Annotated in this window: 24 protein-coding genes; 6 read left to right on the top strand and 18 right to left on the bottom strand. The window is 58.5% G+C overall.

Going from position 1 to position 25,020, the window contains the following annotated elements:
- Window positions 1–3: 3 nt before the first annotated feature.
- Window positions 4–573, bottom strand: coding sequence for a P-loop NTPase family protein (locus ACQZ6D_RS01965; RefSeq protein ID WP_065704613.1), 570 nt, complete (start codon window positions 571–573; stop codon window positions 4–6).
- Between the two features lie 252 nt (window positions 574–825).
- Between ACQZ6D_RS01965 and ACQZ6D_RS01960 the strand changes: the two genes are divergently transcribed.
- The 3 genes from ACQZ6D_RS01960 to ACQZ6D_RS01950 all read left to right on the top strand — a co-directional run bounded on the left by ACQZ6D_RS01960 (window position 826) and on the right by ACQZ6D_RS01950 (window position 2,924).
- Window positions 826–1,002: a hypothetical protein gene (locus tag ACQZ6D_RS01960; RefSeq protein WP_003512893.1), complete on the top strand. Its 177-nt coding sequence runs from the start codon at window positions 826–828 to the stop codon at window positions 1,000–1,002.
- A gap of 114 nt (window positions 1,003–1,116) precedes the next feature.
- Window positions 1,117–1,851 carry an AraC family transcriptional regulator gene (locus ACQZ6D_RS01955; RefSeq protein ID WP_448729589.1) on the top strand — a complete coding sequence of 245 codons (735 nt, stop codon included), beginning with the start codon at window positions 1,117–1,119 and terminating at the stop codon, window positions 1,849–1,851.
- A gap of 95 nt (window positions 1,852–1,946) precedes the next feature.
- Entirely contained in the window at window positions 1,947–2,924 is a 978-nt protein-coding gene (locus ACQZ6D_RS01950) for a DMT family transporter (protein ID WP_065704616.1), read from the top strand.
- Between the two features lie 30 nt (window positions 2,925–2,954).
- On the opposite strand, the gene lipA is transcribed toward ACQZ6D_RS01950, so the two are convergent.
- The 11 genes from lipA to ACQZ6D_RS01895 form a co-directional block, all read right to left on the bottom strand.
- Window positions 2,955–3,926 (bottom strand): lipoyl synthase, encoded by a 972-nt coding sequence (gene lipA / locus ACQZ6D_RS01945; RefSeq protein WP_065688311.1) that lies wholly within the window; start codon window positions 3,924–3,926, stop codon window positions 2,955–2,957.
- 104 nt (window positions 3,927–4,030) lie between these two features.
- Window positions 4,031–4,279, bottom strand: coding sequence for a GlsB/YeaQ/YmgE family stress response membrane protein (locus tag ACQZ6D_RS01940; protein ID WP_003512885.1), 249 nt, complete (start codon window positions 4,277–4,279; stop codon window positions 4,031–4,033).
- An 81-nt stretch (window positions 4,280–4,360) separates the two neighbouring features.
- A complete protein-coding gene (gene lpdA / locus ACQZ6D_RS01935) occupies window positions 4,361–5,806 on the bottom strand; it encodes a dihydrolipoyl dehydrogenase (RefSeq protein WP_013636031.1) in 1,446 nt (481 codons plus the stop codon).
- Window positions 5,807–5,864: 58 nt separating this feature from the next.
- Window positions 5,865–6,509, bottom strand: a complete 645-nt coding sequence (locus ACQZ6D_RS01930) for an SGNH/GDSL hydrolase family protein (RefSeq protein WP_003512881.1) — start codon at window positions 6,507–6,509, stop codon at window positions 5,865–5,867.
- 12 nt (window positions 6,510–6,521) lie between these two features.
- Window positions 6,522–7,892: a pyruvate dehydrogenase complex dihydrolipoamide acetyltransferase gene (locus ACQZ6D_RS01925; RefSeq protein ID WP_013636029.1), complete on the bottom strand. Its 1,371-nt coding sequence runs from the start codon at window positions 7,890–7,892 to the stop codon at window positions 6,522–6,524.
- 14 nt (window positions 7,893–7,906) lie between these two features.
- Window positions 7,907–9,328 carry a pyruvate dehydrogenase complex E1 component subunit beta gene (locus ACQZ6D_RS01920; protein WP_003512876.1) on the bottom strand — a complete coding sequence of 474 codons (1,422 nt, stop codon included), beginning with the start codon at window positions 9,326–9,328 and terminating at the stop codon, window positions 7,907–7,909.
- A gap of 17 nt (window positions 9,329–9,345) precedes the next feature.
- A complete protein-coding gene (gene pdhA, locus ACQZ6D_RS01915; RefSeq protein WP_003512874.1) occupies window positions 9,346–10,389 on the bottom strand; it encodes a pyruvate dehydrogenase (acetyl-transferring) E1 component subunit alpha in 1,044 nt (347 codons plus the stop codon).
- 153 nt (window positions 10,390–10,542) lie between these two features.
- Entirely contained in the window at window positions 10,543–10,860 is a 318-nt protein-coding gene (locus ACQZ6D_RS01910; RefSeq protein ID WP_003512872.1) for an FtsB family cell division protein, read from the bottom strand.
- Between the two features lie 336 nt (window positions 10,861–11,196).
- Window positions 11,197–12,471: a phosphopyruvate hydratase gene (gene eno, locus ACQZ6D_RS01905; protein WP_448729588.1), complete on the bottom strand. Its 1,275-nt coding sequence runs from the start codon at window positions 12,469–12,471 to the stop codon at window positions 11,197–11,199.
- Window positions 12,472–12,618: 147 nt separating this feature from the next.
- On the bottom strand, window positions 12,619–13,464 hold the full coding sequence (kdsA, locus tag ACQZ6D_RS01900) for a 3-deoxy-8-phosphooctulonate synthase (protein WP_065704620.1): 846 nt from the start codon (window positions 13,462–13,464) through the stop codon (window positions 12,619–12,621).
- Window positions 13,464–14,345, bottom strand: a complete 882-nt coding sequence (locus ACQZ6D_RS01895; RefSeq protein WP_065704622.1) for a VOC family protein — start codon at window positions 14,343–14,345, stop codon at window positions 13,464–13,466. Before ACQZ6D_RS01895 ends, kdsA begins: the two co-directional genes overlap by 1 nt.
- Before the next feature lie 210 nt (window positions 14,346–14,555).
- Here ACQZ6D_RS01895 and lexA point away from each other — a divergent pair, with 210 nt between their 5' ends.
- A complete protein-coding gene (lexA, locus tag ACQZ6D_RS01890; protein ID WP_003512859.1) occupies window positions 14,556–15,278 on the top strand; it encodes a transcriptional repressor LexA in 723 nt (240 codons plus the stop codon).
- A gap of 438 nt (window positions 15,279–15,716) precedes the next feature.
- A complete protein-coding gene (locus ACQZ6D_RS01885) occupies window positions 15,717–16,400 on the top strand; it encodes a glutathione S-transferase family protein (protein WP_065704624.1) in 684 nt (227 codons plus the stop codon).
- Between the two features lie 16 nt (window positions 16,401–16,416).
- Here the strand turns inward: ACQZ6D_RS01885 and ACQZ6D_RS01880 are convergent, their stop codons facing one another.
- Window positions 16,417–18,852 (bottom strand): ComEC/Rec2 family competence protein, encoded by a 2,436-nt coding sequence (locus ACQZ6D_RS01880; RefSeq protein ID WP_065704626.1) that lies wholly within the window; start codon window positions 18,850–18,852, stop codon window positions 16,417–16,419.
- 306 nt (window positions 18,853–19,158) lie between these two features.
- Here ACQZ6D_RS01880 and gltA point away from each other — a divergent pair, with 306 nt between their 5' ends.
- Window positions 19,159–20,448 (top strand): citrate synthase, encoded by a 1,290-nt coding sequence (gltA, locus tag ACQZ6D_RS01875; protein WP_003496202.1) that lies wholly within the window; start codon window positions 19,159–19,161, stop codon window positions 20,446–20,448.
- Window positions 20,449–20,578: 130 nt separating this feature from the next.
- Here the strand turns inward: gltA and lpxB are convergent, their stop codons facing one another.
- From lpxB to lpxD, 5 genes are read right to left on the bottom strand one after another with little or no spacing between them, the layout of a single operon-like run.
- Window positions 20,579–21,760 carry a lipid-A-disaccharide synthase gene (gene lpxB, locus ACQZ6D_RS01870; RefSeq protein WP_111828834.1) on the bottom strand — a complete coding sequence of 394 codons (1,182 nt, stop codon included), beginning with the start codon at window positions 21,758–21,760 and terminating at the stop codon, window positions 20,579–20,581.
- The gene (locus tag ACQZ6D_RS01865) at window positions 21,757–22,638 is read right to left on the bottom strand and encodes an LpxI family protein (RefSeq protein ID WP_003512855.1); all 882 of its coding nucleotides are present in this window, start codon (window positions 22,636–22,638) and stop codon (window positions 21,757–21,759) included. The genes lpxB and ACQZ6D_RS01865 overlap by 4 nt, the downstream gene beginning before the upstream one ends.
- Before the next feature lie 3 nt (window positions 22,639–22,641).
- On the bottom strand, window positions 22,642–23,457 hold the full coding sequence (lpxA, locus tag ACQZ6D_RS01860; protein WP_013636021.1) for an acyl-ACP--UDP-N-acetylglucosamine O-acyltransferase: 816 nt from the start codon (window positions 23,455–23,457) through the stop codon (window positions 22,642–22,644).
- A complete protein-coding gene (fabZ, locus tag ACQZ6D_RS01855; protein WP_013636020.1) occupies window positions 23,454–23,921 on the bottom strand; it encodes a 3-hydroxyacyl-ACP dehydratase FabZ in 468 nt (155 codons plus the stop codon). Before fabZ ends, lpxA begins: the two co-directional genes overlap by 4 nt.
- Window positions 23,914–24,981: a UDP-3-O-(3-hydroxymyristoyl)glucosamine N-acyltransferase gene (gene lpxD, locus ACQZ6D_RS01850; RefSeq protein ID WP_013636019.1), complete on the bottom strand. Its 1,068-nt coding sequence runs from the start codon at window positions 24,979–24,981 to the stop codon at window positions 23,914–23,916. Before lpxD ends, fabZ begins: the two co-directional genes overlap by 8 nt.
- Window positions 24,982–25,020 lie beyond the last annotated feature (39 nt).

Raw genomic sequence — 25,020 nt, 5'->3', positions numbered from 1 at the left:
GAGTTAATCCTCGATAACAAGAAGATCAAGAAGGCGGCGAAGCTGTTTTCGGCTTTTAAGCTGGAATACCGGCACGTTGGGACCATAAAGCGCGAAATTCTGCTCGAAGATCGGAGCGTGGCGGCGTTCGAAATTCCAGATATAGCGCAGGAAATCGAGATCCAGTCTTTCGGGGCACCCTTCAGCCATTTCAGGACGCGCCTTGCCATACCCCTTGGCAATCCGGGTGATGGCGCCCCAAAGGCAAAGCCAGCGCGGCATGCGCACCCAAAGGACGATGTCGGATCTCGGCAGACGCATGTCGAAAGACGATGGATTGCTGCCGTCCATCAGCCACCGGTCTTTGGCGACGATAGCGGCAATCCTTTGTCGCTGTTCTTGGCGCGGGCGTGCCTGCCAGCCAGGCAACCAGAAAATATCGCGATCCATGGAAATGTATTCAAATCCAAAACGCCTTACGAGCTTCCGGGAAAGCGTCGATTTTCCGCCTCCGGAGCAACCGACGACCGAAATACGCTGTGCAGATGCGATAATCGCAGCCGCGTCCTCCACGTTTTCAAGATAGTTCGGCATCGAATAAACCTCGTCTTCGCCACCATGCCATTTTTAAATAGCGCGGCTATTATTCTGCGGCGGCATGGCCGCGGCGTCCGATGTTACGGAAATTTAACTATTGCAACCCCCTCGCAGGGATTGCTATTTATTTGCGACTAATATTACACCCATGGGATGCAACGGCGCTGGAACCTCCCATTTTCACCGCGCTTATTCATCCCTGGGTTCACACCCACACACATAACCCGCTTTGAGCCACTGAGTGAGCCGATGGACGATTTTTCCAACATCATCAACCTTCTCGAATCCGCCAAGCAACTTGCATCGATGAACGAAATGCCGATGCTTGCCTATCTCATCGACGTTGCGAAATGCGAGGCGAGAGAGAACAAGCCGGTTTTGCGCAAGCGCAAACGCGGCGAATCGACCGCCAAGGAAGAATGTTAGACGCCGGCTCGATAAAGCCGGCTGGCCCAATCTTCAAGACGATGTCATAATCAGGACTGAAACCGGCCGCTTTTCGAGGCGGCCGTTTCTTTTCACGATGGAAATGACAATCTCATGATCGCCGCATCCGCCGATATCAGGACCTATACGCAGGAAAGACCGAAGGAACGGCACGGCTTCGTGCAGATCGTTCTTCCGGTCTCGGGATGTCTGCGGATCGATGTAGCAGGGCTACAGGACGAATTGTCCACCGGGCGCGCGGTCTTCATTCATCCCAACACATCGCACACACAGGAAGCGACGACGATCAACCGGTCGCTGGTGGTCGATATCGACGAAACTGCTGTTCCCGAACAGGTGCTGGAGAGATTTGTCCACAAGCCGTTTCTCGATATCGCACGGGATACACGGCAGCTGATCGCTTACATGCGCGGCGTCATCGGATCGGATGGGCCGCGTGCGGATATTGCCAACCTCTGGGCACCGCTCCTGATCGACAGCCTTGCGACTGAAAAGACCGATATCCGCCACCGCCTGCATGCGCTGGGCGAGATCGTCAGAGCGGAGCCATTTTTCCCCTGGACCATCGAGACGCTCGCATCCTGCGCCGCGATCAGCGATAGCCGCCTGCATGCGCTGTTTCTGGAAGAGTTTAGCCTCCCTCCTCACCGCTGGCTTGCAGAGCTGCGCATGGACAAGGTCTGCGCATTGCTGCGCCACTCCACATTGCCGATTGCGGAAATTGCCTTGCGGGCCGGCTTTTCCGACCAGACGGCACTGACGCGCGCCATGCGCAACGCGATGGGCAAAACGCCTGCTGCTTATCGCCGGGCCTTCGGAATTCACTGAAAGCACAGCACCTCTCCTCTCAGGAGTTTTTGTCAAGACAGCCGTACTTGGCTGTGGCACATCGCGGGCAATCGTGAATGCGGATGTGACATGACATGAACAAGACAAGCCTAGGTGTTATCTACGGCATGATGGCGGGCGCTCTCTGGGGTGCGATCTTTCTCGCCCCGAAACTCGTACCGGATTTTTCCGCCCTGCAACTGTCGACGGCCCGTTACCTGACCTACGGGCTAATTTCGCTCGTCATCATAGGACCGCGCCTGAAACGGGTATCTGCCCATTTCGGTGCGCGCGAATGGATCGCGCTCGGCTGGCTGAGCATGATCGGCAACATCGCCTATTATGTCTTCATATCAACGGCGGTGAAACTGAGCGGCGTTGCCTTCACGTCCATCATCATCGGCTTCCTGCCGGTTGCCGTCACCATCATCGGCACGCGCGATCATGGCGCGGTATCGCTCAAGCGTCTGTGGCCGTCGCTCGCCTTTGGCGCAATCGGCATTATCGGCATATCCTGGCAGTCGTTGACGGAAAGCGATACGGGGCTGGATGTCTCCCGCCTGATCGGGCTGGCCTGTGCGCTTGGCGCGCTCGCCTCATGGACGGCCTTTGCGGTTGGCAATGCCCGCTGGCTGTCACGCCTTCACGATGTCAGCGCCGACGACTGGAACATGATGACGGGTGTGGTGACCGGAGGGCTGGCGCTGGCGCTCGCCATACCGGCCTTTGCTTTCGGCGGGGAAGGCCATAGCTCCGAGGACTGGCTGCATTTTGCGGCCATCGCCGCCGGTCTCGGTTTCACCGCATCCATTCTCGGAAATGCTCTCTGGAACCGCATGAGCCGCCTGCTGCCGCTCACCATGGTTGGGCAGATGATCCTGTTCGAGACGCTCTTTGCCTTGCTCTATGGTTTCCTCTGGGAAGGTCGTGGGCCAACAATCGTAGAGGTCCTGGCGATTTCCTCAGTCGTGCTGAGCGTCATCCTGTGCATGCGCGCGCATCGGCCGGAGAAGGTTGTGGCCGGACTTCAGGTGAAAGCAGCAACGTCATCCTCGGGACAAGCCCAAGGATGACGCGTGAGAGAAATTGCCCGCCCCGCCCACTTACTCCGCAGCGGCCAGAATCTTCTTCTCGCGGGCTGCGCGCAGGCGTGCAAAATCGTCGCCCGCATGGTGGGAAGAACGCGTCAGCGGGCTGGAGGAGACCATCAGGAAGCCCTTGGTATAGGCGACCGTCTCATAGGACTTGAATTCCTCCGGCGTGACGTAAGCCTCGACCTTGTGGTGCTTGCGGGTCGGCTGCAGATACTGGCCGATAGTCAGGAAGTCCACGTCAGCACTGCGCAGATCGTCCATCAACTGCAGCACTTCGTTGCGCTCTTCGCCAAGGCCGACCATGATACCTGATTTGGTGAACATGGTGGGGTCCAGTTCCTTGACGCGCTGCAACAGGCGCACGGAATGAAAATAACGCGCACCGGGGCGAACCGTGAGGTAATTGCCGGGAACGGTTTCCATATTGTGGTTGAAGACATCGGGCTTCGCCGCGACGACACGCTCCAGCGCGCCGGGCTTCTTCAGGAAGTCCGGGGTCAGAATTTCGATGGTGGTGTTGGGAGACGCAGCGCGGATCGCCCAGATCACCTTTTCGAAGTGCTCCGCGCCGCCATCGGCGAGATCATCGCGGTCGACCGAGGTAATGACGACGTGGCTGAGGCCCATCTGCTTGACGGCCTTGGCGACGTTTTCCGGCTCGTCCATGTCAAGCGCATTGGGCTTGCCGGTCGCGACGTTGCAGAAGGCGCAGGCGCGGGTGCAGATCTCACCCATGATCATGAAGGTCGCGTGTTTCTTGTCCCAGCATTCGCCGATATTTGGACAGCCGGCTTCCTCGCACACCGTCACCAGCTTGTGACTGCGCACCAGTTCGCGCGTCTCGTGGTAGCCTTTGGATGTCGGCGCCTTGACGCGGATCCATTCCGGCTTGCGCATGACTTCGGTATCGGGCCGATGGGCCTTTTCCGGGTGGCGGATACGCTTTTCTTCGGACGAAGTCCTGTCGAGAATAGTGACCATAAGAAACCTGTTTCTATCGCTTGCCGCGATCATCACATTTATTGACGCGATGCTTTAGAACAATTCCAGAAAAAGCGTAAGCCCCTTCCGTGCACGAAGCCTAGTCAGCGCCGTACCAGCTTAGCCATGAACAACAACAGGCTGGCGCCGATGAAGGACGTTACGAAATAACCGAGCCTGCTGTCCTGCACGAAAACGTCGAAGGTTCTCAGCACCGCAACGGCAACCACCGAACCGACGATGCCGAGAACTATATTCATGAAGATGCCGAAACGCATATCCATGAGTTTGCCGGCGAGCCAGCCGGCAAGACCGCCGATGATGATTGCCGCAATCCAGCCGATATTTTCCATTCCCGCGCTCCCTTATAGAACCAGCGTTGAGACATATGGGACACCCGGCATGGTTAGACAATGCCGGGCATCACGGGGCACTCATGCGTTCAGCACACGTCCGTAGGCGTCGAGCACGCTTTCCTTCATCGACTCGGAAATGGTCGGATGCGGGAAGATCGTGTGCATCAGTTCTTCTTCGGTGGTTTCGAGGTTCATGGCGACCACGAAGCCCTGAATGAGTTCGGTGACTTCCGCACCAACCATGTGCGCGCCGATCAACTCGCCCGTCTTCTTGTCGAAGATGGTCTTGACCATGCCCTGATCTTCACCGAGCGCCACGGCCTTGCCGTTGGCCGCAAAGGAGAAGCGGCCGACGCGAATATCGCGGCCCAGTTCCTTCGCCTTGGCTTCGGTGAGACCAACAGAGGCGACCTGCGGGTTGCAATAGGTGCAGCCGGGGATCTTGAGCTTGTCCATCGGGTGAACATTCGGCAGACCGGCGATCTTTTCAACGCAGATCACGGCCTCATGCTCGGCCTTGTGGGCGAGCAGCGGCGGGCCGGCGACATCGCCGATGGCGTAGACGCCAGGCACGTTGGTCTTGCCGTAACCGTCGATGACGATGAAGCCGCGATCGGTCTTCACGCCGACGGCCTCAAGGCCGATGCCTTCGATGTTGGCGACGACGCCGACAGCCGAAATCATCCGGTCAGCGGTGATCTTCTCGGACGAACCGTCCTTCTTCTCGAGCGTCGCAGTAACCGAATTCGCAGCCTTCTCGACCTTCGCAACCTTGGTTTCCAGATGGAACTTGATGCCCTGCTTCTCCAGCTGCTTCTTGGCGAAGGCAGAGATCTCCGCATCTTCGACCGGCATCACCTGGCTCATGATTTCAACGACGGTAACGTCGACACCCATGGTGCGGTAGAAGCTGGCGAATTCGATGCCGATGGCGCCGGAACCCATGACGAGCAGCGACTTCGGCAGTTCTTCCGGCTTCATTGCCTCGAAATAGGTCCAGATCAGCTTGCCATCCGGTTCGATGCCTGGAAGCGCGCGCGGGCGGGCGCCTGTGGCGACGATGATGTGCTTGGCGGTATAGGTGCCCTCGCCCAGCGTGTTCTTCGGAACCGGGCCCATCGGTTCGACGGGCTTCTTCTGGGTCTTGGAAACCACGATTTCACCGGGCTTGGTGATCTTGGCCTCGCCCCAGATGATATCGACCTTGTTCTTCTTGAACAGGAAACCGACGCCGTTGTTCATGCGGTGCGCGATGCCGCGCGAACGATCAACGATCGCCTTGACATCAGGCTTGATCGAGCCTTCGAGCGTCAGGCCGTAATCCTTGGCGTGCTGAGCCGTATGCAAGACATCGGCAGTACGCAGCAGCGCCTTGGTAGGAATGCAGCCCCAGTTGGAGCAGATGCCTGCAAGGTGCTCGCGCTCGACCACGGCAACCTTCATGCCGAGCTGGGCTGCGCGAATCGCGGCAATATAACCGCCCGGTCCCGAACCGATGATGATGACGTCATAAGATTGAGCCATAGGTATCCTGCCTTGTCCTATCGGGTCACGGCATGCCGTTCCGAAACGAGAATTGTTGTCAAAGTCCGAGCATCATGCGAACGACGGGCTCCAGCCCGCGCCCGATGGCCCGCGTGTTTTCAGCATCGAGATGAACGCCGTCCACGGGCGTCGTGCGGGCAACTGACCCCGCATCGAAAAATCCGCAATCGAGATCGTCGGCCAAATCCCGGTAGACCGGGGCGAGCATCGCCGATTCATCGATCGCATCGCGAAAGATAGCGCCCATCACGGGGTTGGCCGTTTCGCACAGTTGCGGCGGCGCGACGATCAGAACATCCGGCGCTTCCCAGTCCGGCACCTGCCAGACATGGTTGCGCACCAGTTTGACCAGCCGCTCCACACCCTTCATCGCGACGATGGCCGAGCCATGAATCGACGGTTTCAAGTCGTTGGTGCCGAGCATGATGATGACCAGATCAAGCGGCGCGTGGCTGTGCAGAAGCGTCGGCAAGAGCCTTGCGCCGTTGCGATCGCAATCAGCGGTATGGTCATCATAGGCGGTGGTTCGTCCACCCAGCCCTTCGTGGATCACCTTCACATCAGGCCCGAGCGCCTTTTGCAAGACGCTCGGCCAAAGATCGTCATGGCTGTGCCGGCCACCCGTTTCCGCATCTGATCCCCATGTGAGGGAATCGCCAAAGCAGAGGACCGACTTCACCATCTCACTCTCCGATCAAACCAGCATGCCCATCGGGTTTTCGATATAGCGCTTGAAGGCGCCGATCAGTTCGGCTCCGAGCGCGCCATCGACGCAACGGTGGTCGGTAGAGAGCGTAACCGTCATGACATTGGCGATCTTGATCTCGCCGTTCTTCACGACAGCACGCTGTTCGCCCGCGCCGACTGCCAGAATGGTGGCATGCGGCGGGTTGATGACGGCGGAGAAGCTCTTGACGCCCATCATGCCCATGTTGGACACGGCCGTCGTGCCGCCCTGATACTCCTCGGGCTTCAGCTTGCGCTCCTTGGCGCGCTTGCCGTAGTCCTTCATCTCGTTTGAGATGGTGGAGAGCGACTTCTCTTCCGCCTTGCGGATGATCGGCGTGATCAGGCCACCCGGAATGGAAACGGCAACGCCGACATCCGAATGCTTGTGCTTGACCATGTTGCTTTCCGTCCAGGAGACGTTGGCATCAGGCACATCGCGCAGCGCGAGAGCCAGCGCCTTGATGACCATGTCGTTGACCGAAAGCTTGTAGGCGGGCTTGCCGTCCTTTTCGGGAGCGGCGGCGTTGAGCTGGGCGCGCAGCGCCAGAAGCGTATCCAGTTCGCAATCCACCGAAACGTAGAAATGCGGAACGGTCTGCTTGGATTCGACCAGACGCTTGGCGATGACCTTGCGCATGCCGTCATGCGGCACCAGTTCGTAAGAACCGGGTTCGAACAGCTTGAGAACAGCTTCTTCGGACGGGCCCTTGGCAAGTGCGGCAGCCGGTGCGCCTGCGGATGCTGCGGCGGCAGGAGCTGCCTTCGCACCACCGGAAGCGGCGGCCTTTTCCACGTCTGTCTTGACGATACGGCCATGCGGGCCTGAACCGGACACGGCCGTGAGGTCGAGACCGGCTTCCTTGGCGAGACGACGGGCAAGCGGCGAAGCGAAGATGCGCTCGCCGGACTTTGCAACCGGGGCCGGGGTGGAAGGTGCGGAGGCCTGGTCGGCAGCTGGCTTTTCAGCCTTGGCCGGAACAGCTTCTTCCTTTGGCGCTTCAGCCTTCGCAGCTTCCTGCTTCGGAGCCTCGGCTTTGGCCTGGGACGCGGCAGGAGCAGCATTGCCGCCCTTTGCTGCCTCAGCCACATCCTCGCCATCGGCGGCGAGGATAGCGATCAGGGCGTTGACCTTGACCGCTTCCGTGCCTGCGGGAACCACGAGCTTAGCGACCGTGCCCTCATCGACGGCTTCCACTTCCATGGTTGCCTTGTCGGTCTCGATCTCGGCGATCACGTCACCGGGTGCGACCTTGTCGCCTTCCTTGACCAGCCACTTGGCCAGATTGCCCTCTTCCATGGTGGGAGAAAGGGCAGGCATGGTGATGTTTATCGGCATCGAAACGCCTCCCCTTACTTGTAGCAGACGGTTTTGACGGCCTGAACGACTTCATCGACGTTCGGCAAAGCCAGCTTTTCGAGGTTTGCCGCGTAAGGCATCGGAACGTCTTTGCCGGCAATCGTCAGGATCGGCGCATCGAGATAGTCGAAAGCGGCACGCATGACCTGGTTGGCGATGAAGTCACCAACCGATGACTGCGGGAAGCCTTCCTCGACGGTGACCAGACGACCGGTCTTCTTGACCGATTCGATGACGGTGGGCAGATCCATCGGGCGGATGGTGCGCAGGTCGATCAGTTCGACGTCGATGCCGAGCTTTTCGAGTTCCGCAACAGCCTTGATTGCGTAGGTCATGCCGATGCCGAAGGAAACGATCGTCGCATCCTTGCCCTTGCGGTGAATGCGCGCCTTGCCGATCGGCAGCACGAAATCGTCGAGCTTCGGCACTTCGAAGCTCTGGCCGTAGAGAATTTCATTCTCAAGGAAGATGACCGGGTTCGGGTCACGGATGGCTGCCTTCAGGAGACCCTTGGCGTCCGCTGCCGTGTAGGGCATGACGACCTTGAGGCCCGGAATATGGCTGTACCATGCGGCGTAACATTGCGAATGCTGAGCGCCAACGCGGGCAGCAGCACCCGAGGGGCCACGGAACACCATCGGCGCACCCATCTGGCCGCCCGACATGTAAAGCGTCTTCGCCGCCGAGTTGACGATCTGGTCGATCGCCTGCATGGCGAAGTTGAAGGTCATGAATTCGACGATGGGCCGCAGGCCCGTCATTGCCGCACCGACGCCGATACCGGCAAAACCGTGCTCGGTGATCGGGGTGTCGATGACGCGGCGTTCGCCGAATTCCTGCAACAGGCCTTGGGTAATCTTGTAGGCGCCCTGATATTCGGCGACTTCCTCACCCATGACGAAGACTTTTTCGTCGGCGCGCATTTCTTCGGCCATCGCGTCGCGCAGCGCTTCACGCACCGTCGTCATCACCATTTCGGTGCCTTCAGGAATATCCGGATCGGCAGCGACTTCGATCTTAGGTGCTGCCGGAACCTTTGCAGCTTCCTTGGCAGCGCTCGGCTCCTCGGATGCTTCGCGGGTCTTGCCGCCTGCGGCATCCGAATCGGAATTTGCAGCTTCAGCCTTCGGCTCTTCTTTCTTGGCGGAAGAAGAAATGTCGGCAGCGCTTTCGCCTTCCTGGATGAGAACGGCGATCGGCGTGTTGACCTTGACGCCTTCGGTGCCGGCGTCGATCAGCAGCTTGCCGATAACACCTTCATCCACAGCTTCCACTTCCATGGTCGCCTTGTCGGTCTCGATCTCGGCAATCACGTCGCCGGAAGTGACCTTGTCGCCTTCCTTTTTAAGCCATTTGGAAAGCGTGCCTTCCTCCATGGTCGGGGAAAGGGCGGGCATAAGAATTTCTACTGGCATGGGTTTCCCTTTCCCGATCAGAGCAGAATGTCGGTGTAGAGCTCGGATACATCCGGCTCTGGGTCGTTCTGGGCGAAGTCTGCGCTATCGGCGACGATATCACGGACATCCTTGTCGATGGCCTTGAGTTCGTCTTCGCTTGCCCAGCCCTGCTCCAGAAGCCGTGCCTTGACCTGCTCAATCGGGTCATGTTCGGAGCGCATCTTCTGCACTTCGTCTTTCGAACGGTATTTCGCCGGGTCGGACATGGAGTGACCGCGGTAACGGTAGGTCAGCATTTCCAGAATGATCGGACCCTTGCCAGAGCGGCAATGTTCCAGCGCCTGATCGGCGGCGGCCTTTACGGCGCGCACATCCATGCCATCCACCTGAATGCCGGGAATGCCGAAGGACTGGCCACGCAGCGAATAGTTCGACTGTGCGGTGGCGCGGGCGGTCGAGGTGCCCATGGCGTAACGGTTGTTTTCAACGATATAGATGATCGGCAGTTTCCAGAGAGCGGCCATATTGAAGCTCTCGTAGACCTGACCCTGGTTGGCGGCGCCGTCACCGAAATAGGTCACGGAGACATTGTCGTTGCCGCGATATTTATTGGCGAAGGCAAGACCGGTTCCGAGCGAAACCTGCGCACCGACGATGCCGTGGCCGCCGTAGAAATGCTTCTCCTTGGAGAACATGTGCATCGAGCCGCCCTTGCCTTTCGACAGGCCGCCCTTGCGGCCGGTCAACTCAGCCATGACGCCACGCGCGCTCATGCCCAGAGCCAACATATGGCCGTGGTCACGGTAAGCGGTGATGACCTGATCGCCTTCCTTCTGAGACATCTGCATGCCGACAACAACGGCTTCCTGACCGATGTAGAGGTGACAGAAACCACCGATGAAGCCCATGCCGTAAAGCTGGCCGGCTTTTTCCTCGAAGCGACGGATGAGAAGCATCTCACGATAGGCGTGAAGCTCTTCTTCCTTCGAAAAGTCCGGGCTGTTCTTACCGGTGAATTCGCCTGCAGCCTTTGCCGTTGTCTTTCGGCCGGATACGGACGCGGTTTTTCGCGGCGCCATTCATCCCTCCCTGAGTTGCCGTTTGAATGGATAGATTGGCGCGTACCATATGCAAGAAAATGCCATGCAGCAATGCTTTAAACGCATGGCACATATTCACGCTAAAGTGCTGTGAATAAATCACAAATCATTAATTAACTTGATTTCGGTTAATTAGAAGTAGGTATTCATGATGACAATTTCGTCCGTACGGGACATATTCAACTGATAACGGGAAATCTCGTCAATCATGTCACGTTCGAGAGAACCGTCGCTCAATAATTCGACCTGCCGCTCCAGCGCAACGCGCGCCTGCGTCAGCTTGGCAAGCTCTGCCGTTCTGGCAATACGCTGCCGCTCCAGCCGCTCCGTCGCCTGAAGGCCGAAGTCGCCGTGGATGGAATGATACCCGAAATAGGAAAGAAAAGCGATCGTAATGGCCGGAACGATCAAACGGCCGAATCGTCTCTTTTTATGATGTCTGGTCCACATGCCGGAGAGAAGCCTTAAAACGCATAATGTGAGTCTCGAGACTAATGCGGATTGTTTAACTATCCGTTGACCTTAAATTCCGCGCGACTGATAGACACAAAAAAGCCCGCCAGAGGCGGGCTAATAATGACGACGATATCAGAGAGAGTTCGTTATGCCGAGCGTGATCCGGCATCAAGCCACAGCGCGTCTTCGCCGTGAAAAGAGTCCTTTCAACCCAGGGACCTGGGCTGACTAAACCCCGGATCAACTCGGGAGTGAGCAGTGCGGATAAACCGCCCATCCCTGAGACTGGCCCGCCAGGCGGCGGGCCATATCGCGAAACCCGAACGCGAATTATCCGCGCAGGATCGAACGGCCGGCGTAAGCAGCCTGTGGGCCCAGCATCTCTTCAATGCGGATAAGCTGGTTGTACTTTGCGAGCCGGTCGGAACGGGCAAGCGAGCCGGTCTTGATCTGACCGCAGTTGGTTGCGACCGCGAGATCGGCGATGGTGGAATCTTCCGTTTCGCCCGAACGGTGCGACATGACGGCGGTGTAACCTGCCTTGTGCGCGGTTTCGACTGCGTCCAGCGTCTCGGAAAGCGAACCGATCTGGTTGACCTTGACGAGGATGGAGTTGGCGACACCCATCTTGATACCGTCGCGAAGGCGGGCGGAGTTGGTGACGAAAAGATCGTCGCCCACCAGCTGGCACTTGTTGCCAATGAGATCGGTCAGCGCCTTCCAGCCATCCCAGTCGTCTTCAGCCATGCCGTCTTCGACGGAGATGATCGGATATTTCGCCACGAGTTCGGCCAGGTATTCGGCCTGCTCGACCGGCGAACGGGTCTTGCCTTCGCCTTCATAAACGTAATTGCCGTTCTTGAAGAACTCGGTCGCCGCACAGTCGAGACCGATGAACATGTCGTCGCCCGGACGGTAGCCAGCCTTTTCGATCGACTTCATGATGAAATCGAGTGCTGCCGGCGCGCTTTCGAGACCCGGTGCAAAACCGCCCTCATCGCCGACATTGGTGTTGTGGCCCTGTGCGGACAGTTCTTTTTTCAGCGTATGGAAGACTTCGGAGCCCATGCGCACGGCTTCGCGAATATTTTCTGCGCCGACCGGCAGGATCATGAATTCCTGGAAGTCGATGGGGTTATCGGCATGCGCGCCGCCGTTGATGATGTTCATCATCGGAACCGGCAGCAGATGCGCGTTCGGGCCGCCGACATAGCGGTAAAGCGGCAGGCCGGAGGCTTCAGCGGCAGCCTTCGCAACGGCGAGCGACACGCCGAGGATGGCGTTGGCGCCGATGCGCGACTTGTTCGGCGTGCCGTCGAGCGCGATCATCATCTGGTCGATCTGGATCTGGTTTTCAGCGTCGAAACCGCCAATCGCGTCGAAGATTTCTGTATTGACGGCTTCGACCGCCTTTTCCACGCCCTTGCCGAGATAACGCTTGCCGCCATCGCGCAGCTCAACCGCCTCATGCGCGCCGGTGGAGGCGCCGGAGGGAACGGCGGCACGGCCCATGGAGCCGTCTTCGAGATAAACGTCGACTTCAACGGTCGGATTGCCGCGGCTGTCGAGAATTTCGCGCGCGATGATATCGGTAATGGCAGTCATGGTCTCTCCCTTGGGAATGGAACAGATATTTTCCGTCGCCTGTCTTAGACGATGGCGAAGAAATTACAATGACGGTGGGCAGCGGAAACGGCCCGCCCGCCATTAAAATCGATTGGCACAAAAGTGCCCGCCGTCACGGTCAGCCGATCAGGCTTTCGTAATCGCGTCGAAAGCCAGAAGCTTTTCGAGCATTTTCGGCATGTCCTTCAGATGGACCATGTTAGGGCCGTCTGACGGCGCATTGTCCGGATCCTCATGCGTCTCGATGAAGAGGCCGGCCACGCCAACCGCAACGGCCGCACGCGCCAACGTCTCGACGAATTCGCGCTGGCCACCTGTGGAGCCGCCCTGCCCGCCCGGCTGCTGCACCGAATGGGTGGCATCGAACACGACAGGTGCGCCGAGCGCTGCCATGATCGGCAAAGAGCGCATGTCGGAAACCAGCGTGTTGTAACCGAAGGACGCGCCGCGCTCGCACAACATCACATTCGGATTGCCGCTCTCATTGAGCTTGGCAAGCACGTTCTTCATGTCCCAGGGCGCCAGAAACTGGCCTTTCTTGACGTTGATGACGCGGCCGGTTTTGGCGGCAGCAACGAGAAGATCGGTCTGGCGGCTGAGGAACGCCGGGATCTGCAGCACGTCCACTACCTCGGAAACGATGGCGCATTGCTCTTCCGTGTGGATGTCGGTCAGAACAGGAAAACCGAATTCCTTTTTGAGATCGGTAAAAACCTGCATCGCGTTATCCAGGCCGATGCCGCGTTTTCCGGAAAGCGAAGTGCGGTTCGCCTTGTCGAAAGAGGACTTGTAGACAAGCCCTATTCCCAGCTTGTCGCAAAGCTCCTTCAGGACGCCAGCGATCATGAAGGCATGTTCGCGGCTTTCCATCTGGCAGGGACCGGCAATCAGCGAAAACCGCTCAGTATTCGAGAAGGAAACCTTGCTGGCGCCGTCGCCGGCAGTGACTTTAAGATTGTTCGTAACGCTCATCATTTTTCCTCGAAGGCGAAGGCAACGCCCTGACCGGGTGCTGCGGGCACCACCAGACGGCCGTCCGCTTTTGCGCAGGACACGCCATTAGCAGCAAGCACCGCCTCTGTCACGGCAAGATCGTGTGACGAAAAGACGATGCCCGCGCCGCGCAATCCGCCTTCGTTGCCATCCTGAGCACTCAGGGCCTGCCCGCCGAAAGGCGGTTTTCCGGTCAATCTGATGCTGGCATTGCCGGTCGCGAAAACCATATCACCGCGCGGAGACCATTTACCTTCACAGCCAAACACCGTCTCGATCAGGCCCGCCACCTTCGCATCGCCGCCGGTAAACAGGACGATTTCACTCAGGCCGGTGACACCATTGGCGTGGCGCTCAAGCATGGTGCGATCGCCCGGAAGGGCTTGAAGCCGTTGACAACTGAACAAAAAGAAATCCGCGGCCGCCCCGCTTGCCGCAAAAGCCAGCCGGAACGCCGCCTCGCCTTGCGAGCCATCCGGCATCCGAACAGGCCGCGAAAACTCGAAAACATCGCCCGCCGAAAGGCCGGCTGCCCGAAACCGCTCATGGTCAACCAAGGCGTCTTTAGTCCTGGCGACAAGAGCCGAAAAACCCTCCTGCCCGTCCCGTTGCCGGAAGGCCACATCCCTGCCGGTGAACACATCACCCCCCTCTATTGACGCATTATATTTAGCCGGATCAGCAATTGCGAGCGGCTCCAGATAGGTGCCATCGGCGAAAAATACGCAGGCATTTTGGGTGCCGAAAGGGTGCAGAGCCTCCGGCGCAACCGTAAAGCCAAGACTGACGAGGCGCTTCACGGCGACGCCTATGACTTCCACGGGCAAAACGAGATGGTCAACGCTATAGGGTTTCGTCATGACATGTATCCTGCTGGCCTTCCGCCCGGAGCATGCCGGGACGGTTTTGACCGCACAAAAGCACAATTGCGTGCTATGAGGCAAATCATCACAGCAATAAATGGCACCTTCACGAAATTTTAGGGGATTGCAGAACACATATGGAACATATAGTGTTCGTTCTGTATTTGTTTCGCGACTTCCACTACGATTCTAAAGGGTGTTTTCCTCATGCTCACGCGCAAACAGCAGGAATTGCTTCTCTTCATTCATGAACGAATGAAAGAGTCCGGCGTGCCGCCCTCCTTCGATGAAATGAAGGACGCACTCGATCTTGCTTCGAAATCCGGCATCCACCGCCTGATAACCGCTCTCGAAGAGCGCGGGTTCATTCGTCGGCTACCGAATAGAGCTCGGGCGCTGGAAGTCATCAAGCTGCCCGAGGCTTATACGCCGGGCGCAAGGCCGCAGCGCGGCTTTTCGCCAAGCGTTATCGAAGGCAGCCTTGGCAAACCCAAAACGCCGGAACCGGCCCCTGCCCCCAAGACGCCGGCCAACGATCTGGGCGGGGCTGTCACCGTGCCGGTCATGGGCCGCATCGCTGCGGGCGTGCCGATTTCCGCCATTCAGAACAACACCCATGATGTGGCCGTGCCAGTAGACATGCTTGGCACGGGCGAACATTACGCTCTTGAGGTCAAGGGTGATTCGATGATCGAGGCCGGCATTTTCGACGGCGACACAGTCATCATCCGCAACGGCAACACCGCCAATCCCGGGGATATCGTTGTGGCTCTGGTGGATGACGAGGAAGCCACGCTGAAGCGCTTCCGCCGCAAGGGTGCCTCCATTGCGCTCGAGGCGGCAAACCCAGCCTATGAGACCCGTATTTTCGGGCCCGACCGGGTGAAAATTCAGGGCAAGCTGGTGGGGCTGATCCGCCGCTACCATTGATCTTATCGAACCGAACGTGCTCACTTTACATTAGGCGTCATCGTGAAGATGGCGCCTATATATGGTTTGGCTGTTTCCAAACGTGGCGTGCTTTAGCGGGTGCACGAGGATATGCGCCATTCAGCCTATGCGCGTTGCCCTTTCCAAACTAAGTTCCTGCTCCATAAAGATGCTTCGGTTTCGCTACAGGCGTGGTGGCGAATGGGCTGTTCGCTGTAATTGTCGAAGCGATCCCATCCGCTGTTTTTTAGCGACGTTGTTCTGTCGTGTTGCGCAGTCAGTTTAGTGGTCACCAAAGGGTGACTTATCGCAAGGCGCGCTCTCAGTGACCCCACATCACCATTCATCAACGGCGTTTATGGGAGCCATGGATAATTTTCGATATTCCGTGAACGCTTGGCAGGTGTAGAAATACGCGTCATATCCGGGAGATACGCCATGTACGATCTTTATATAGCCAACAAGAACTATTCTTCATGGTCGCTGCGGCCGTGGGTATTGATGCGCACGCTCGGTATCGCCTTTGATGAAAAGCTCATTCCGTTCGGCGAAGGCGTCTCCTTCTCCTCCTTTTCGCCGACGGGCAAGGTGCCCTGCCTGGTCGACGAGGGTATGACGGTTTGGGAAACGCTTTCGATCGTCGAATATCTTGCTGAAAGACACCAGAGCGTCTGGGCAAGCGACAAGCATGCGAGGGCCTGGTCGCGTTCGGCCGCAAGTGAGATGCATGCCGGCTTTTCCTCGCTGCGCAATCTCTATCCCATGTCGGTGGGCATTCGGGTCAAACCCAGGGGCGGCGATTCCGGGCTTAAAGCCGATATAAAGCGGATCGATGCGTTGTGGAGCGAGGGTCTCACAAAATTCGGCGGGCCATATCTTGCCGGTCAAAAGTTCACGGCGGTCGATGCTTTCTTCTGCCCGGTTGCATTCCGTTTCCAGACCTATGGCAGCGCGGATCTTTCGCCAGCAGCGAAAGCCTATTGCGACCGGCTGCTCGCCCTACCTGCCATGCAAGAATGGTACGAGGCCGGTTTGAAGGAGAGCTGGCGCGACGCTGGTCATGAAGAGGAAGTTGGCGGGATCGGCGAATTGACTGAAGATTTGCGCGCCAAGGCCCGATGATCCATGCTGACGGCGGTCATTGCGACGCCGCCAGCAGCCGGACGATGGGCTGCGGCAGATCACGGTCGAAACGTCCGCTTTTCCAGTCGTAATAACGGTGCTGGCTCCAGGGCCTGTCCGTTCCGGCGATTGCGGCGCGCAACCCGCTCGCCACACCCTCCTCCCTCTTGTCGGCAAAATCTATTTCCACAGAACCGAGACGCCGCAAGATGTCACGGCTGAGCAGGAGTGCACCCGAGCGGCACTTAGAAAAAGAGGTTCTGCGGGAAACAACGACGATATCGGCAATATCGCAGGCTTTTCCCGCGAAGCGGCCATCTTCCAGAACGACGATCCACTCTCCGCTTGCGGCGCTCGCTACGCACCATATGTCTTTCCTGCAGGTGAAGACGCCAGCTTTGGCGTCTTTGAGCGCCGCCGTCATCTCGCGTACCACGACAGCCATGTCTTCCGGCGACAGTTTCGATCTCGAGTCAGAACCAGCAGTATTTGCCATGCTCTCACCATTTATAAAATCTGGCGGCACGGTTTTTTCCGGCAGCAGCAGCGCCCTTTGCCACTGGCCGTAAACGAAGCCCTGCGGACGGGCTTTTGTGGTTGAGACCTTGCCGTCCTCCAGGAGTGCCACCAAGTCGCCGTCCTCGTGAATCAATAGATCCGGCAGATCACGATAGGCCGTAACTGCCGACACACCGAAGGCGAAGAGCAGAAACGGGATGCCAAGAAGCGCAAGCCGGCTGCGCAGCAATGTCAGCAGCAGGAAACCCACCGAAGCCAAACCGATAAACCAGCCGTGCGGACGCCCAGTCGCTGCGCTGCCGCCCCAGGAGGCCACCTCGTTTGCAACCTCGATGACGAGTGCCATGCCATAACCCATGATCTTCAGGAACGGCGCATCGAGCCCGAAGGGCATCAGCAGCATGGCGATAAGAGCGAATGGCATGACGATCAGCGACATGAGCGGCATTGCAGCCAGATTGGCGAACAGTCCATAGGTGGTGACACGGTGAAAATGTTCGGCCGAATAGATCGCCGTAGAAAGGCCCCCGATCAGCGACGTCGTGATAACGCCGCCAATGACCGCGCCCATCATTTCCGCCACCTTCAGCCATGCGGGCTTGCGCCCGATGAACAGCCGCTCGCGATCCGTGCGCCAACGGCTCCAGAAGGCATAGGCCGAAACAAGCGCTATGGTGGCCGCAAATGACATCTGAAAACTCGGACCCATGATTTCCGAGGGCGAGAAAGCCAGAATGATCAGGGCGGAAATGGCAACGTTTCTGAGGCTGAGTGATGGCTGATCGAAAAGGACCGCGATCAGCATCACAGACATCATCAGCCAGGCACGCTCGGCGGAAACGGCGAAACCGGAAATCAGATAATAGGCAAGCGTCATCAGCAGTGCCGCGAAAGCCGCGATCTTCTTGACCGGCCAGCGCTGCGCAAAGGCGGGAAACAGGCTGAAAGCCAGTCTCAGGCCAACAAAGAATATGCCGGAGGCCAGTGCCATGTTGAGCCCGGATATGGCAACGATATGGGCAAGGCCGGAGAGCCGCAACGCCTCCATCGTCTCCGCCGATATGGCCTGTCTCTCATCGGTGATGATGGAGGCGGCGAAGGCTCCGGCATCACCGCCGATGGTGGTGCGGATGCGTTCGGCAATTGCGCTGCGAAGGCCGTAAAGCCGCATATCGGCCCATTCCAACCAACCCTTGTCAGGCCTTGCGTCACCAACGGGTGATACAAGCGCCTGCGGTGATTTATAAAAGAAACCGGTCGCGCCTATGCCTTTGAAATAGGACGTGAAGGCGAAGTCGTTCAGTCCCGGTAAGGCCGGGCCGGATGGCGGCGAGAGGCGGACCTTGCCGCGAAGGGTTGCGCCGAGTGCGATCGGCTCGCCTCCGCCACGCGAAAGCACCGATATCCTCTGCGGCGGACGCGACAATGTCGGGTCCGCTGTTGCGGTCAGATCGACGACATATCGCCAGTAGCCGCGTGCATCGACCTCCCGGCGCGCCACGGTGCCGGTGATGGTGGTGGTGACGGGGGTATCCAGCACCACGGTCCCTGCCCTTCGGGTTTCGAAATCTGCCAGAAGCATGCCCAGCAATAGAAAAGCGAAAGGGCCGCAAACCGCCGCCGCAATGCCAGCTTTATATCTCACAAAGAGCGCCAGAACGGCGACAAAAAGAAATGTGGCAATCAAAACGACCGGGGAAGGCGTGGCATCTAGAGAAAACCAGAGTACCGCGCCGCAGCCGATGGAAACGGGAATGAAAAGAAAATCGTGGCCGAATGCGCGCTCCTCGGCCAGGCACATGGCGATTTTTTCGGCCACGGTAGTGTTGCGGTTAATCTCGGGAATAATGGCGGGAGTGTCATATGTTGCCGCATCACTGCTTCGGCGGAGAGGAAACAGAATTTCCCGTGTGCCGGGCAAGTCTCCCTGCATCGTTTTAGCATATTCGAAATGCTGTTTTTCCCCTTGACCGAGCAATCCCCACCGCCCCTTGCCGCACCAAAAACAGGTTTGCAGACCAGCGCTGGGGATTGCAATCCTTTACTTTAACGATGCGTTGACCGAGATTGAATTGCTGCTGCCGGGAAAGCCTGAAGCAACGCGATTGCGTTTGCCGCAATGCACAATTTGACCTTTGGATAGCTTGGCATCCGCGCAAGGATCATATAGCTAATCGGTAGACGCTTAACCGCGGGGCGTATCTCAACGCCCCCACCCGCATGTTTTCGGAGGATCAGTATGACGGAAAAAAGCGCTACAGTGACACTTGGCGAAAAACAGGTCGAACTCCCGGTCAGGGAAGGCACGATTGGACCAAGCGTCGTCGATATCGCCACGCTGTACAAGCACACGGGCTCCTTCACCTACGACCCCGGCTTCACCTCGACAGCCTCCTGCGAATCCAAGATCACCTATATCGATGGTGACGAAGGCGTTCTTCTGCACCGCGGCTTCCCCATTGAGCAGCTTGCCGAACAGGGCGACTTCCTGGAAACCTGCTATCTGCTGCTTTACGGAGAATTGCCGACAGCTGCGCAGAAGAAGGACTTCGACACCCGCGTAACGCGCCACACCATGGTGCACGAGCAGATGAGCCGCTTCTTCACCGGCTACCGTCGCGACGCACATCCGATGGCTGTCATGTGCGGCACGGTCGGCGCTCTGTCGGCCTTCTATCACGACTCGACGGACATTACGGATCCGCACCAGCGCATGGTCGCTTCGCTGCGGATGATCGCGAAAATGCCGACGATCGCCGCCATGGCCTACAAGTACCATATCGGCCAGCCCTTCGTTTACCCGAAGAACGACCTCGATTACGCTTCCAACTTCCTGCACATGTGCTTTGCCGTGCCTTGCGAAGAGTACAAGGTCGATCCGGTTCTGGCTCGCGCCATGGACCGCATCTTCATCCTGCATGCGGATCACGAACAGAACGCTTCCACCTCCACGGTGCGTCTTGCCGGTTCGTCGGGTGCAAACCCGTTCGCCTGTATTGCAGCGGGCATCGCCTGCCTCTGGGGTCCGGCACATGGCGGCGCCAACGAAGCGGCGCTCAACATGCTCAACGAAATCGGCACGGTTGACCGCATTCCGGAGTACATTGCCCGCGCCAAGGACAAGAACGATCCGTTCCGCCTGATGGGCTTTGGCCACCGCGTGTACAAGAACTACGACCCGCGCGCCAAGATCATGCAGAAGACGATGTACGAAGTGCTGGAAGCCACCGGCAACTCCGACGATCCGATCATGCAGGTCGCGCTCGAACTCGAAAAGATCGCTCTTTCCGATCCTTATTTCGTCGAGAAGAAGCTGTACCCGAACGTCGACTTCTATTCGGGTATCACGCTGAAGGCGCTTGGCTTCCCCACGACCATGTTTACCGTGCTGTTCGCACTGGCCCGCACCGTCGGCTGGATCGCGCAGTGGAACGAAATGATCGAGGATCCGCAGCAGCGCATCGGCCGTCCGCGCCAGCTCTACACGGGCGCCGGCAAGCGTGACTACGTTCCGGTTTCCAAGCGTTAAGCCGGGAAACCAACCAACATAAAAAAGCCGGCGGGTTTTATCCGCCGGCTTTTTTGTTGGATATGATCATCGATAAGAATAGCGAAACCTGCCCTGCCGACCCCAGGAAGCAGACAGGATCGCTACCGGTTCAGCCTTGCCGTTTGCGGCTGTTCAGCACATCGAGAAGGATAAGGGCGCCGGTTTCGCCAGGAGGCACTTCTGTGTGCAAACGCTCCTGCACAAGAGCATAGCCTTCCAGCATCGCCCGCCGTTCGGTGGTGTCGGATGAGAGCCGCTCGGCCCAACGCAACATCGACCCTGCCCGTACCACCTCGTTGAAATATTCCGGCACCACGACATAGTCGGCAATCAGGTTCGGAAGCGCACCTGTCCAGGTTTTCACCCGCTTGCTCAGCATCGTGAAAATCCAGTCGGTCTTGTAGACCGATATGGTTGGTACGCCGACGAGCGCGAGCTCGAGAATAACGGTGCCGGACGCGGCAATCGCCGCATCGGCGCGCGCAAATGCATTCCACTTGAAGGCGGGATCGATGCCGATTTCAGGCCTGATATCCTGCGGCCATGTTGCCGCCAGTTCGCGGATGCGGTTTTCCTGGCGCGGCACTGTCGGCAGCAGAAACTTCGTCGGGCCGTTGCGCTCGACATATGCTTTTGCCGCTTCCTGAAACGGCTCCATCAACCGGGTCGTTTCGGTGGAACGTGACCCCGGCAGGAGCAGAATAGTTTTCGGTTCGCCGTTGGCAGGCAGGGGCCGCTCAGCCCGCCTCTGCCGCACGGAGAGCACGTCTTGATCGACGCTGAGGCGATGGCCGACAAAGGTTGTCGGTGGGCCGCCGAGACGCCGCATCGCCTCCGGCTCGAATGGAAGCAGGGCCAGAACGTGATCGACATAGGACAACATCGCAGTGGCGCGATATTCCTTCCACGCCCAGACGCTGGGGCAGACATAATTGACGACCGGCAGATGCGGCAATTGTTTGCGGACTTTTTTCGCAACACGATGGGTGAAATCCGGGCTGTCGATGATCAGCAGAATATCCGGCTTTGCGACAATGATTGCCTGCGCAGTCTGGTTGATCCGCGAAATCAGCTTCGGCAGCTTCTTCAGAACCTGCGTGAAGCCCATGATGGAGAGTTCGGAATAATCGAACAGCGAAACCAGCCCCTGCGCCTCCAGAGCCTCACCGCCGACGCCCATCAGCTCGACAGAACCCGAATAATGGCCTTTCAGGGACCGGATGAGATCGGCACCCAGAAGATCGCCGGATACCTCGCCGGCTATAACCGCCACCTTCAATGTTGCCGTCATCCCACCATGTCTCCGCCCATCATGTCTTCACCGAGTGACGTATCGATACCGCACACGAATATGCCGGCCTGATCTGCCGCCTTCAACATCTCATCGCGATCAAGTACCAGCGCGCGCCCGGCTTCAACGGCGATCCCCGCCAGCCCGGCCTTATGCGCGTTCTCCACCGTTTCCACGCCGATGGTCGGCAAGTCAGCGCGGATATCCTGCTGCGGCTTGCAGAGCTTCACCAAAACACCCTTGCGACGGGTCGAGATGCGGCCCTCAGCGCGTAATGCCGCGACACGCGCCAGCATCGCGTCTGTGCCCTCGACGCCCTCCAGTGCAACGATACGGCCGCCAACGGCGACTGCACCCTGCCCGACATCAAGCGTGCCGAGTGCCAGTGCGGCCTGCGCGGCCTTGCGTATGTCGCGCAGATCGTCTTCAGCAGGTTTATGCGCACCGAAAGGGCCGGTCGTAGCAAGCAGACCGGGTGCGATCTCGTGGGCGCCAATGACTTTTGCCCCAAGCGTGCCGATGACCTTGATGACCATCTGTAAAACGGCGTCATCGCCGCTCGACAGCAGGGTGCGGACGATGGATGGCAGTTTCAGCAATATGCCGATCGTGGGGCGGATTTCCCGCCATTCAGGGCGCCGCGCCACGGCGCCGGAAAGCACGACGCGGTCCACCTGGTTTTCGCGCAGCAGGCGACCAAGCCCGGCGACATCGCCGACGCTAATCACCGCATTGTCGAAACCGCTCCAGTCAAACTGGGAATCATCGCGTAGCTGTACAATGAAGGGGTTCTCCCCCATCTCGCGCGCGGCCGCCGCGACATGCAGCGGCAGCTGGCCGCTGCCGGCCACGATGGCGAGACGCCCGCCGCCTGTCACGGCTCACTTGCCCCGGTTTGGCGAAGAAAGCGCGCGGTCGCTGTCCGCACCGATGAAATCGAGGATTTCGATGACCTGGGGGCAATCGAGATATTCTGCGCGGTCAATCGCAGCCGCATTGCTGCGGATGGCGCCTTCGCCTTCGAATATCTGCTTGAAGACACGCCTGACCTTGTGAATATCCGCGCGGTCGATACCGGAACGCGTCATGCCAACGACATTCAGCCCGCCGAGAATGCCGGGATTACCGTTCAGCATGCCATAGGGAATGACGTCATAATTGACCGCCGACAACCCGCCGATAAAGGCCTGACGACCGATTCGAGTGAACTGGTGCACGGCACAGCCGCCGCCCAGGATAGCGCGGTCCTCAATGGTGACATGTCCCGCCAGCATCACATTGTTCGACAGGATGATATGGCTGCCGAGGCGACAATCATGCGCCACATGCGAATTGGCGAGGAACAGGTTGTCATCGCCGACAATCGTCTTGCCGCTGCCGTCGGAGCTGCCCGCATTCATCGTAACGCCTTCGCGCATGATGCAGCGCGCACCGATCTCGAGCGTCGTTTCCGAGCCATCGTGGCGAATTGCCTGCGGTGTACCGCCAATAACGGCCATTGGATGGATGACCGAACCACGGCCAATGACGGTGAGACCGGAGACGACGGCATGATTGTGCAGCGTGACCTCGTCTTGCAGAGTAACTTTCGCGCCGACATAGCTCAGGGCACCGATGACGACATTTTCACCGATAACCGCGCCGTCTTCTACAACGGCGGTCGGGTGAATTTTTGCCGAAGCCGCAATAGTGCTCATTGCTGGTCCTCGGGGATCATCATCGCACCGACGTCAGCTTCCGCCACCAGCGCGCCTTCGACCTTGGCCTCGCAATGAAATTTGAAGACATTGCCCCGCTGGCGCTGCTTGACCACGTGAATTTCCAGACGATCGCCGGGAACGACGGGTCTGCGGAAGCGCGCGTTGTCGATTGTCATGAAATAGACGAGATAACCGCCCTCACCCTGGCTGCGGGCGCAGATCGCACCTGCCGTCTGGGCCATGGCCTCGACGATCAAAACGCCCGGCATGATCGGGCGATCCGGGAAATGACCGGTGAAATGCGGTTCGTTGACCGTCACGTTCTTGATGCCAATCGCCGAATTATTACCATCGATCTCGATGATCTTGTCGATGAGCAAGAACGGGTAACGATGCGGCAAAAGCTTCATGACTTCCAGAATGTCAGCCGCGCCGAGCGTCGTCTTGGTTTCTTCAGTCATCGTTTTTTTCTCCTGTTTTTTTATCACGCCCTTCAGCGCGTGCCAGAATATCGGCCATGTCGCGCAGGAAATACTTCATCGGACGCGCTGGCGTCCCACCATAACGGGCGCCGGCCGGAACGTCGGCGACAACACCGCTCATCGCCGCAATCTGCACGCCGTCACCAATAGTGATATGGCCGTTGATACCCGCCGCGCCGCCGATCATCACACCATCGCCGATGCGGGTGCTGCCCGCAATGCCGACCTTGCTGACGATGCCGCAATGGCGGCCGATGCGGACGTTGTGGCCGATCTGAACCTGATTGTCGATCTTGGTACCTTCGCCGATGACCGTATCGTCCATCGTGCCACGGTCGATCGTCGTATTAGCGCCGATCTCAACATTATCCTGAATGATAACCCGGCCGATCTGCACGATTTTCAGCATGCCGCGCGGACCGGGCGCATAACCGAACCCGTCCTGACCGATGCGCGCTCCGTTGTGAATAATCACATTGTTGCCGATGAGAGCGGCAAGAATGCTCGCGCCGCCGGCAATCGTGCAATCACGCCCCACCTGAACATCCGCGCCGATGATGACACCAGGCCCGATCCGCGTACCGGCGCCGATATGGGCACCAGCGCCAATCACGGCGAGCGGCTCGACAATCACGCCAGCTTCCAGCTTTGCAGACGGATCGACATGCGCGGTATGGGAAACTTCAGCTTCCATCACCACAATCGTACCGGGACGCATCGCGGCGGGATGCAACAAGGCACCTACCTGCGCAAAAAGCGTGTGCGGGTTTTTCGATATCAGCGCCGGGATGTGAGACGGCAGCATATCCGCAAGTGCGGCGTCACAAATGACGGCGCCAGCCTCACAGGTCGGCAACTCATCGCGGTTCTTGCGAGAAAGAATATAGCAGAGCTGGTCGGGTTTTGCCCGGTAGACCGGCGCAACGGATCTGATGATCCGTTCTCCCGCCGCCTCATCAGACAGTTCCGCCCCAAAACGGTCTGCGATGTCTTTCAATCGCAGTCCCTCGTGGGGCGGAAAAAACGCGTTGTATTCCATTAGCCGGACACTCCAGAACGTTCAAAGTTGCAGTTCTGG

The organism is Agrobacterium sp. 22-3639C2 (assembly GCF_053522105.1).
Note: the sequence above shows the minus strand (reverse complement) of the source record. Positions and strands in the feature narration are given on the sequence as shown.

Excerpts from the sequence above, each read along its gene's own strand:
- pdhA (WP_003512874.1), bottom strand. The coding sequence starts at position 10,389 with ATGGCGCCGCGAAAAACCGCGTCCGTATCCGGCCGAAAGACAACGGCA.
- ACQZ6D_RS01960 (WP_003512893.1), top strand. The coding sequence starts at position 826 with ATGGACGATTTTTCCAACATCATCAACCTTCTCGAATCCGCCAAGCAA.
- lpxA (WP_013636021.1), bottom strand. The coding sequence starts at position 23,457 with ATGAGCACTATTGCGGCTTCGGCAAAAATTCACCCGACCGCCGTTGTA.
- ACQZ6D_RS01925 (WP_013636029.1), bottom strand. The coding sequence starts at position 7,892 with ATGCCGATAAACATCACCATGCCTGCCCTTTCTCCCACCATGGAAGAG.
- ACQZ6D_RS01965 (WP_065704613.1), bottom strand. The coding sequence starts at position 573 with ATGCCGAACTATCTTGAAAACGTGGAGGACGCGGCTGCGATTATCGCA.
- ACQZ6D_RS01955 (WP_448729589.1), top strand. The coding sequence starts at position 1,117 with ATGATCGCCGCATCCGCCGATATCAGGACCTATACGCAGGAAAGACCG.
- ACQZ6D_RS01880 (WP_065704626.1), bottom strand. The coding sequence starts at position 18,852 with ATGCAGGGAGACTTGCCCGGCACACGGGAAATTCTGTTTCCTCTCCGC.
- fabZ (WP_013636020.1), bottom strand. The coding sequence starts at position 23,921 with ATGACTGAAGAAACCAAGACGACGCTCGGCGCGGCTGACATTCTGGAA.
- ACQZ6D_RS01940 (WP_003512885.1), bottom strand. The coding sequence starts at position 4,279 with ATGGAAAATATCGGCTGGATTGCGGCAATCATCATCGGCGGTCTTGCC.
- lipA (WP_065688311.1), bottom strand. The coding sequence starts at position 3,926 with ATGGTCACTATTCTCGACAGGACTTCGTCCGAAGAAAAGCGTATCCGC.
- lpxB (WP_111828834.1), bottom strand. The coding sequence starts at position 21,760 with ATGACGGCAACATTGAAGGTGGCGGTTATAGCCGGCGAGGTATCCGGC.
- lpxD (WP_013636019.1), bottom strand. The coding sequence starts at position 24,981 with ATGGAATACAACGCGTTTTTTCCGCCCCACGAGGGACTGCGATTGAAA.
- lpdA (WP_013636031.1), bottom strand. The coding sequence starts at position 5,806 with ATGGCTCAATCTTATGACGTCATCATCATCGGTTCGGGACCGGGCGGT.
- eno (WP_448729588.1), bottom strand. The coding sequence starts at position 12,471 with ATGACTGCCATTACCGATATCATCGCGCGCGAAATTCTCGACAGCCGC.
- lexA (WP_003512859.1), top strand. The coding sequence starts at position 14,556 with ATGCTCACGCGCAAACAGCAGGAATTGCTTCTCTTCATTCATGAACGA.
- ACQZ6D_RS01950 (WP_065704616.1), top strand. The coding sequence starts at position 1,947 with ATGAACAAGACAAGCCTAGGTGTTATCTACGGCATGATGGCGGGCGCT.
- kdsA (WP_065704620.1), bottom strand. The coding sequence starts at position 13,464 with ATGAGCGTTACGAACAATCTTAAAGTCACTGCCGGCGACGGCGCCAGC.
- ACQZ6D_RS01920 (WP_003512876.1), bottom strand. The coding sequence starts at position 9,328 with ATGCCAGTAGAAATTCTTATGCCCGCCCTTTCCCCGACCATGGAGGAA.
- ACQZ6D_RS01930 (WP_003512881.1), bottom strand. The coding sequence starts at position 6,509 with ATGGTGAAGTCGGTCCTCTGCTTTGGCGATTCCCTCACATGGGGATCA.
- ACQZ6D_RS01910 (WP_003512872.1), bottom strand. The coding sequence starts at position 10,860 with ATGTGGACCAGACATCATAAAAAGAGACGATTCGGCCGTTTGATCGTT.
- ACQZ6D_RS01885 (WP_065704624.1), top strand. The coding sequence starts at position 15,717 with ATGTACGATCTTTATATAGCCAACAAGAACTATTCTTCATGGTCGCTG.
- ACQZ6D_RS01895 (WP_065704622.1), bottom strand. The coding sequence starts at position 14,345 with ATGACGAAACCCTATAGCGTTGACCATCTCGTTTTGCCCGTGGAAGTC.
- gltA (WP_003496202.1), top strand. The coding sequence starts at position 19,159 with ATGACGGAAAAAAGCGCTACAGTGACACTTGGCGAAAAACAGGTCGAA.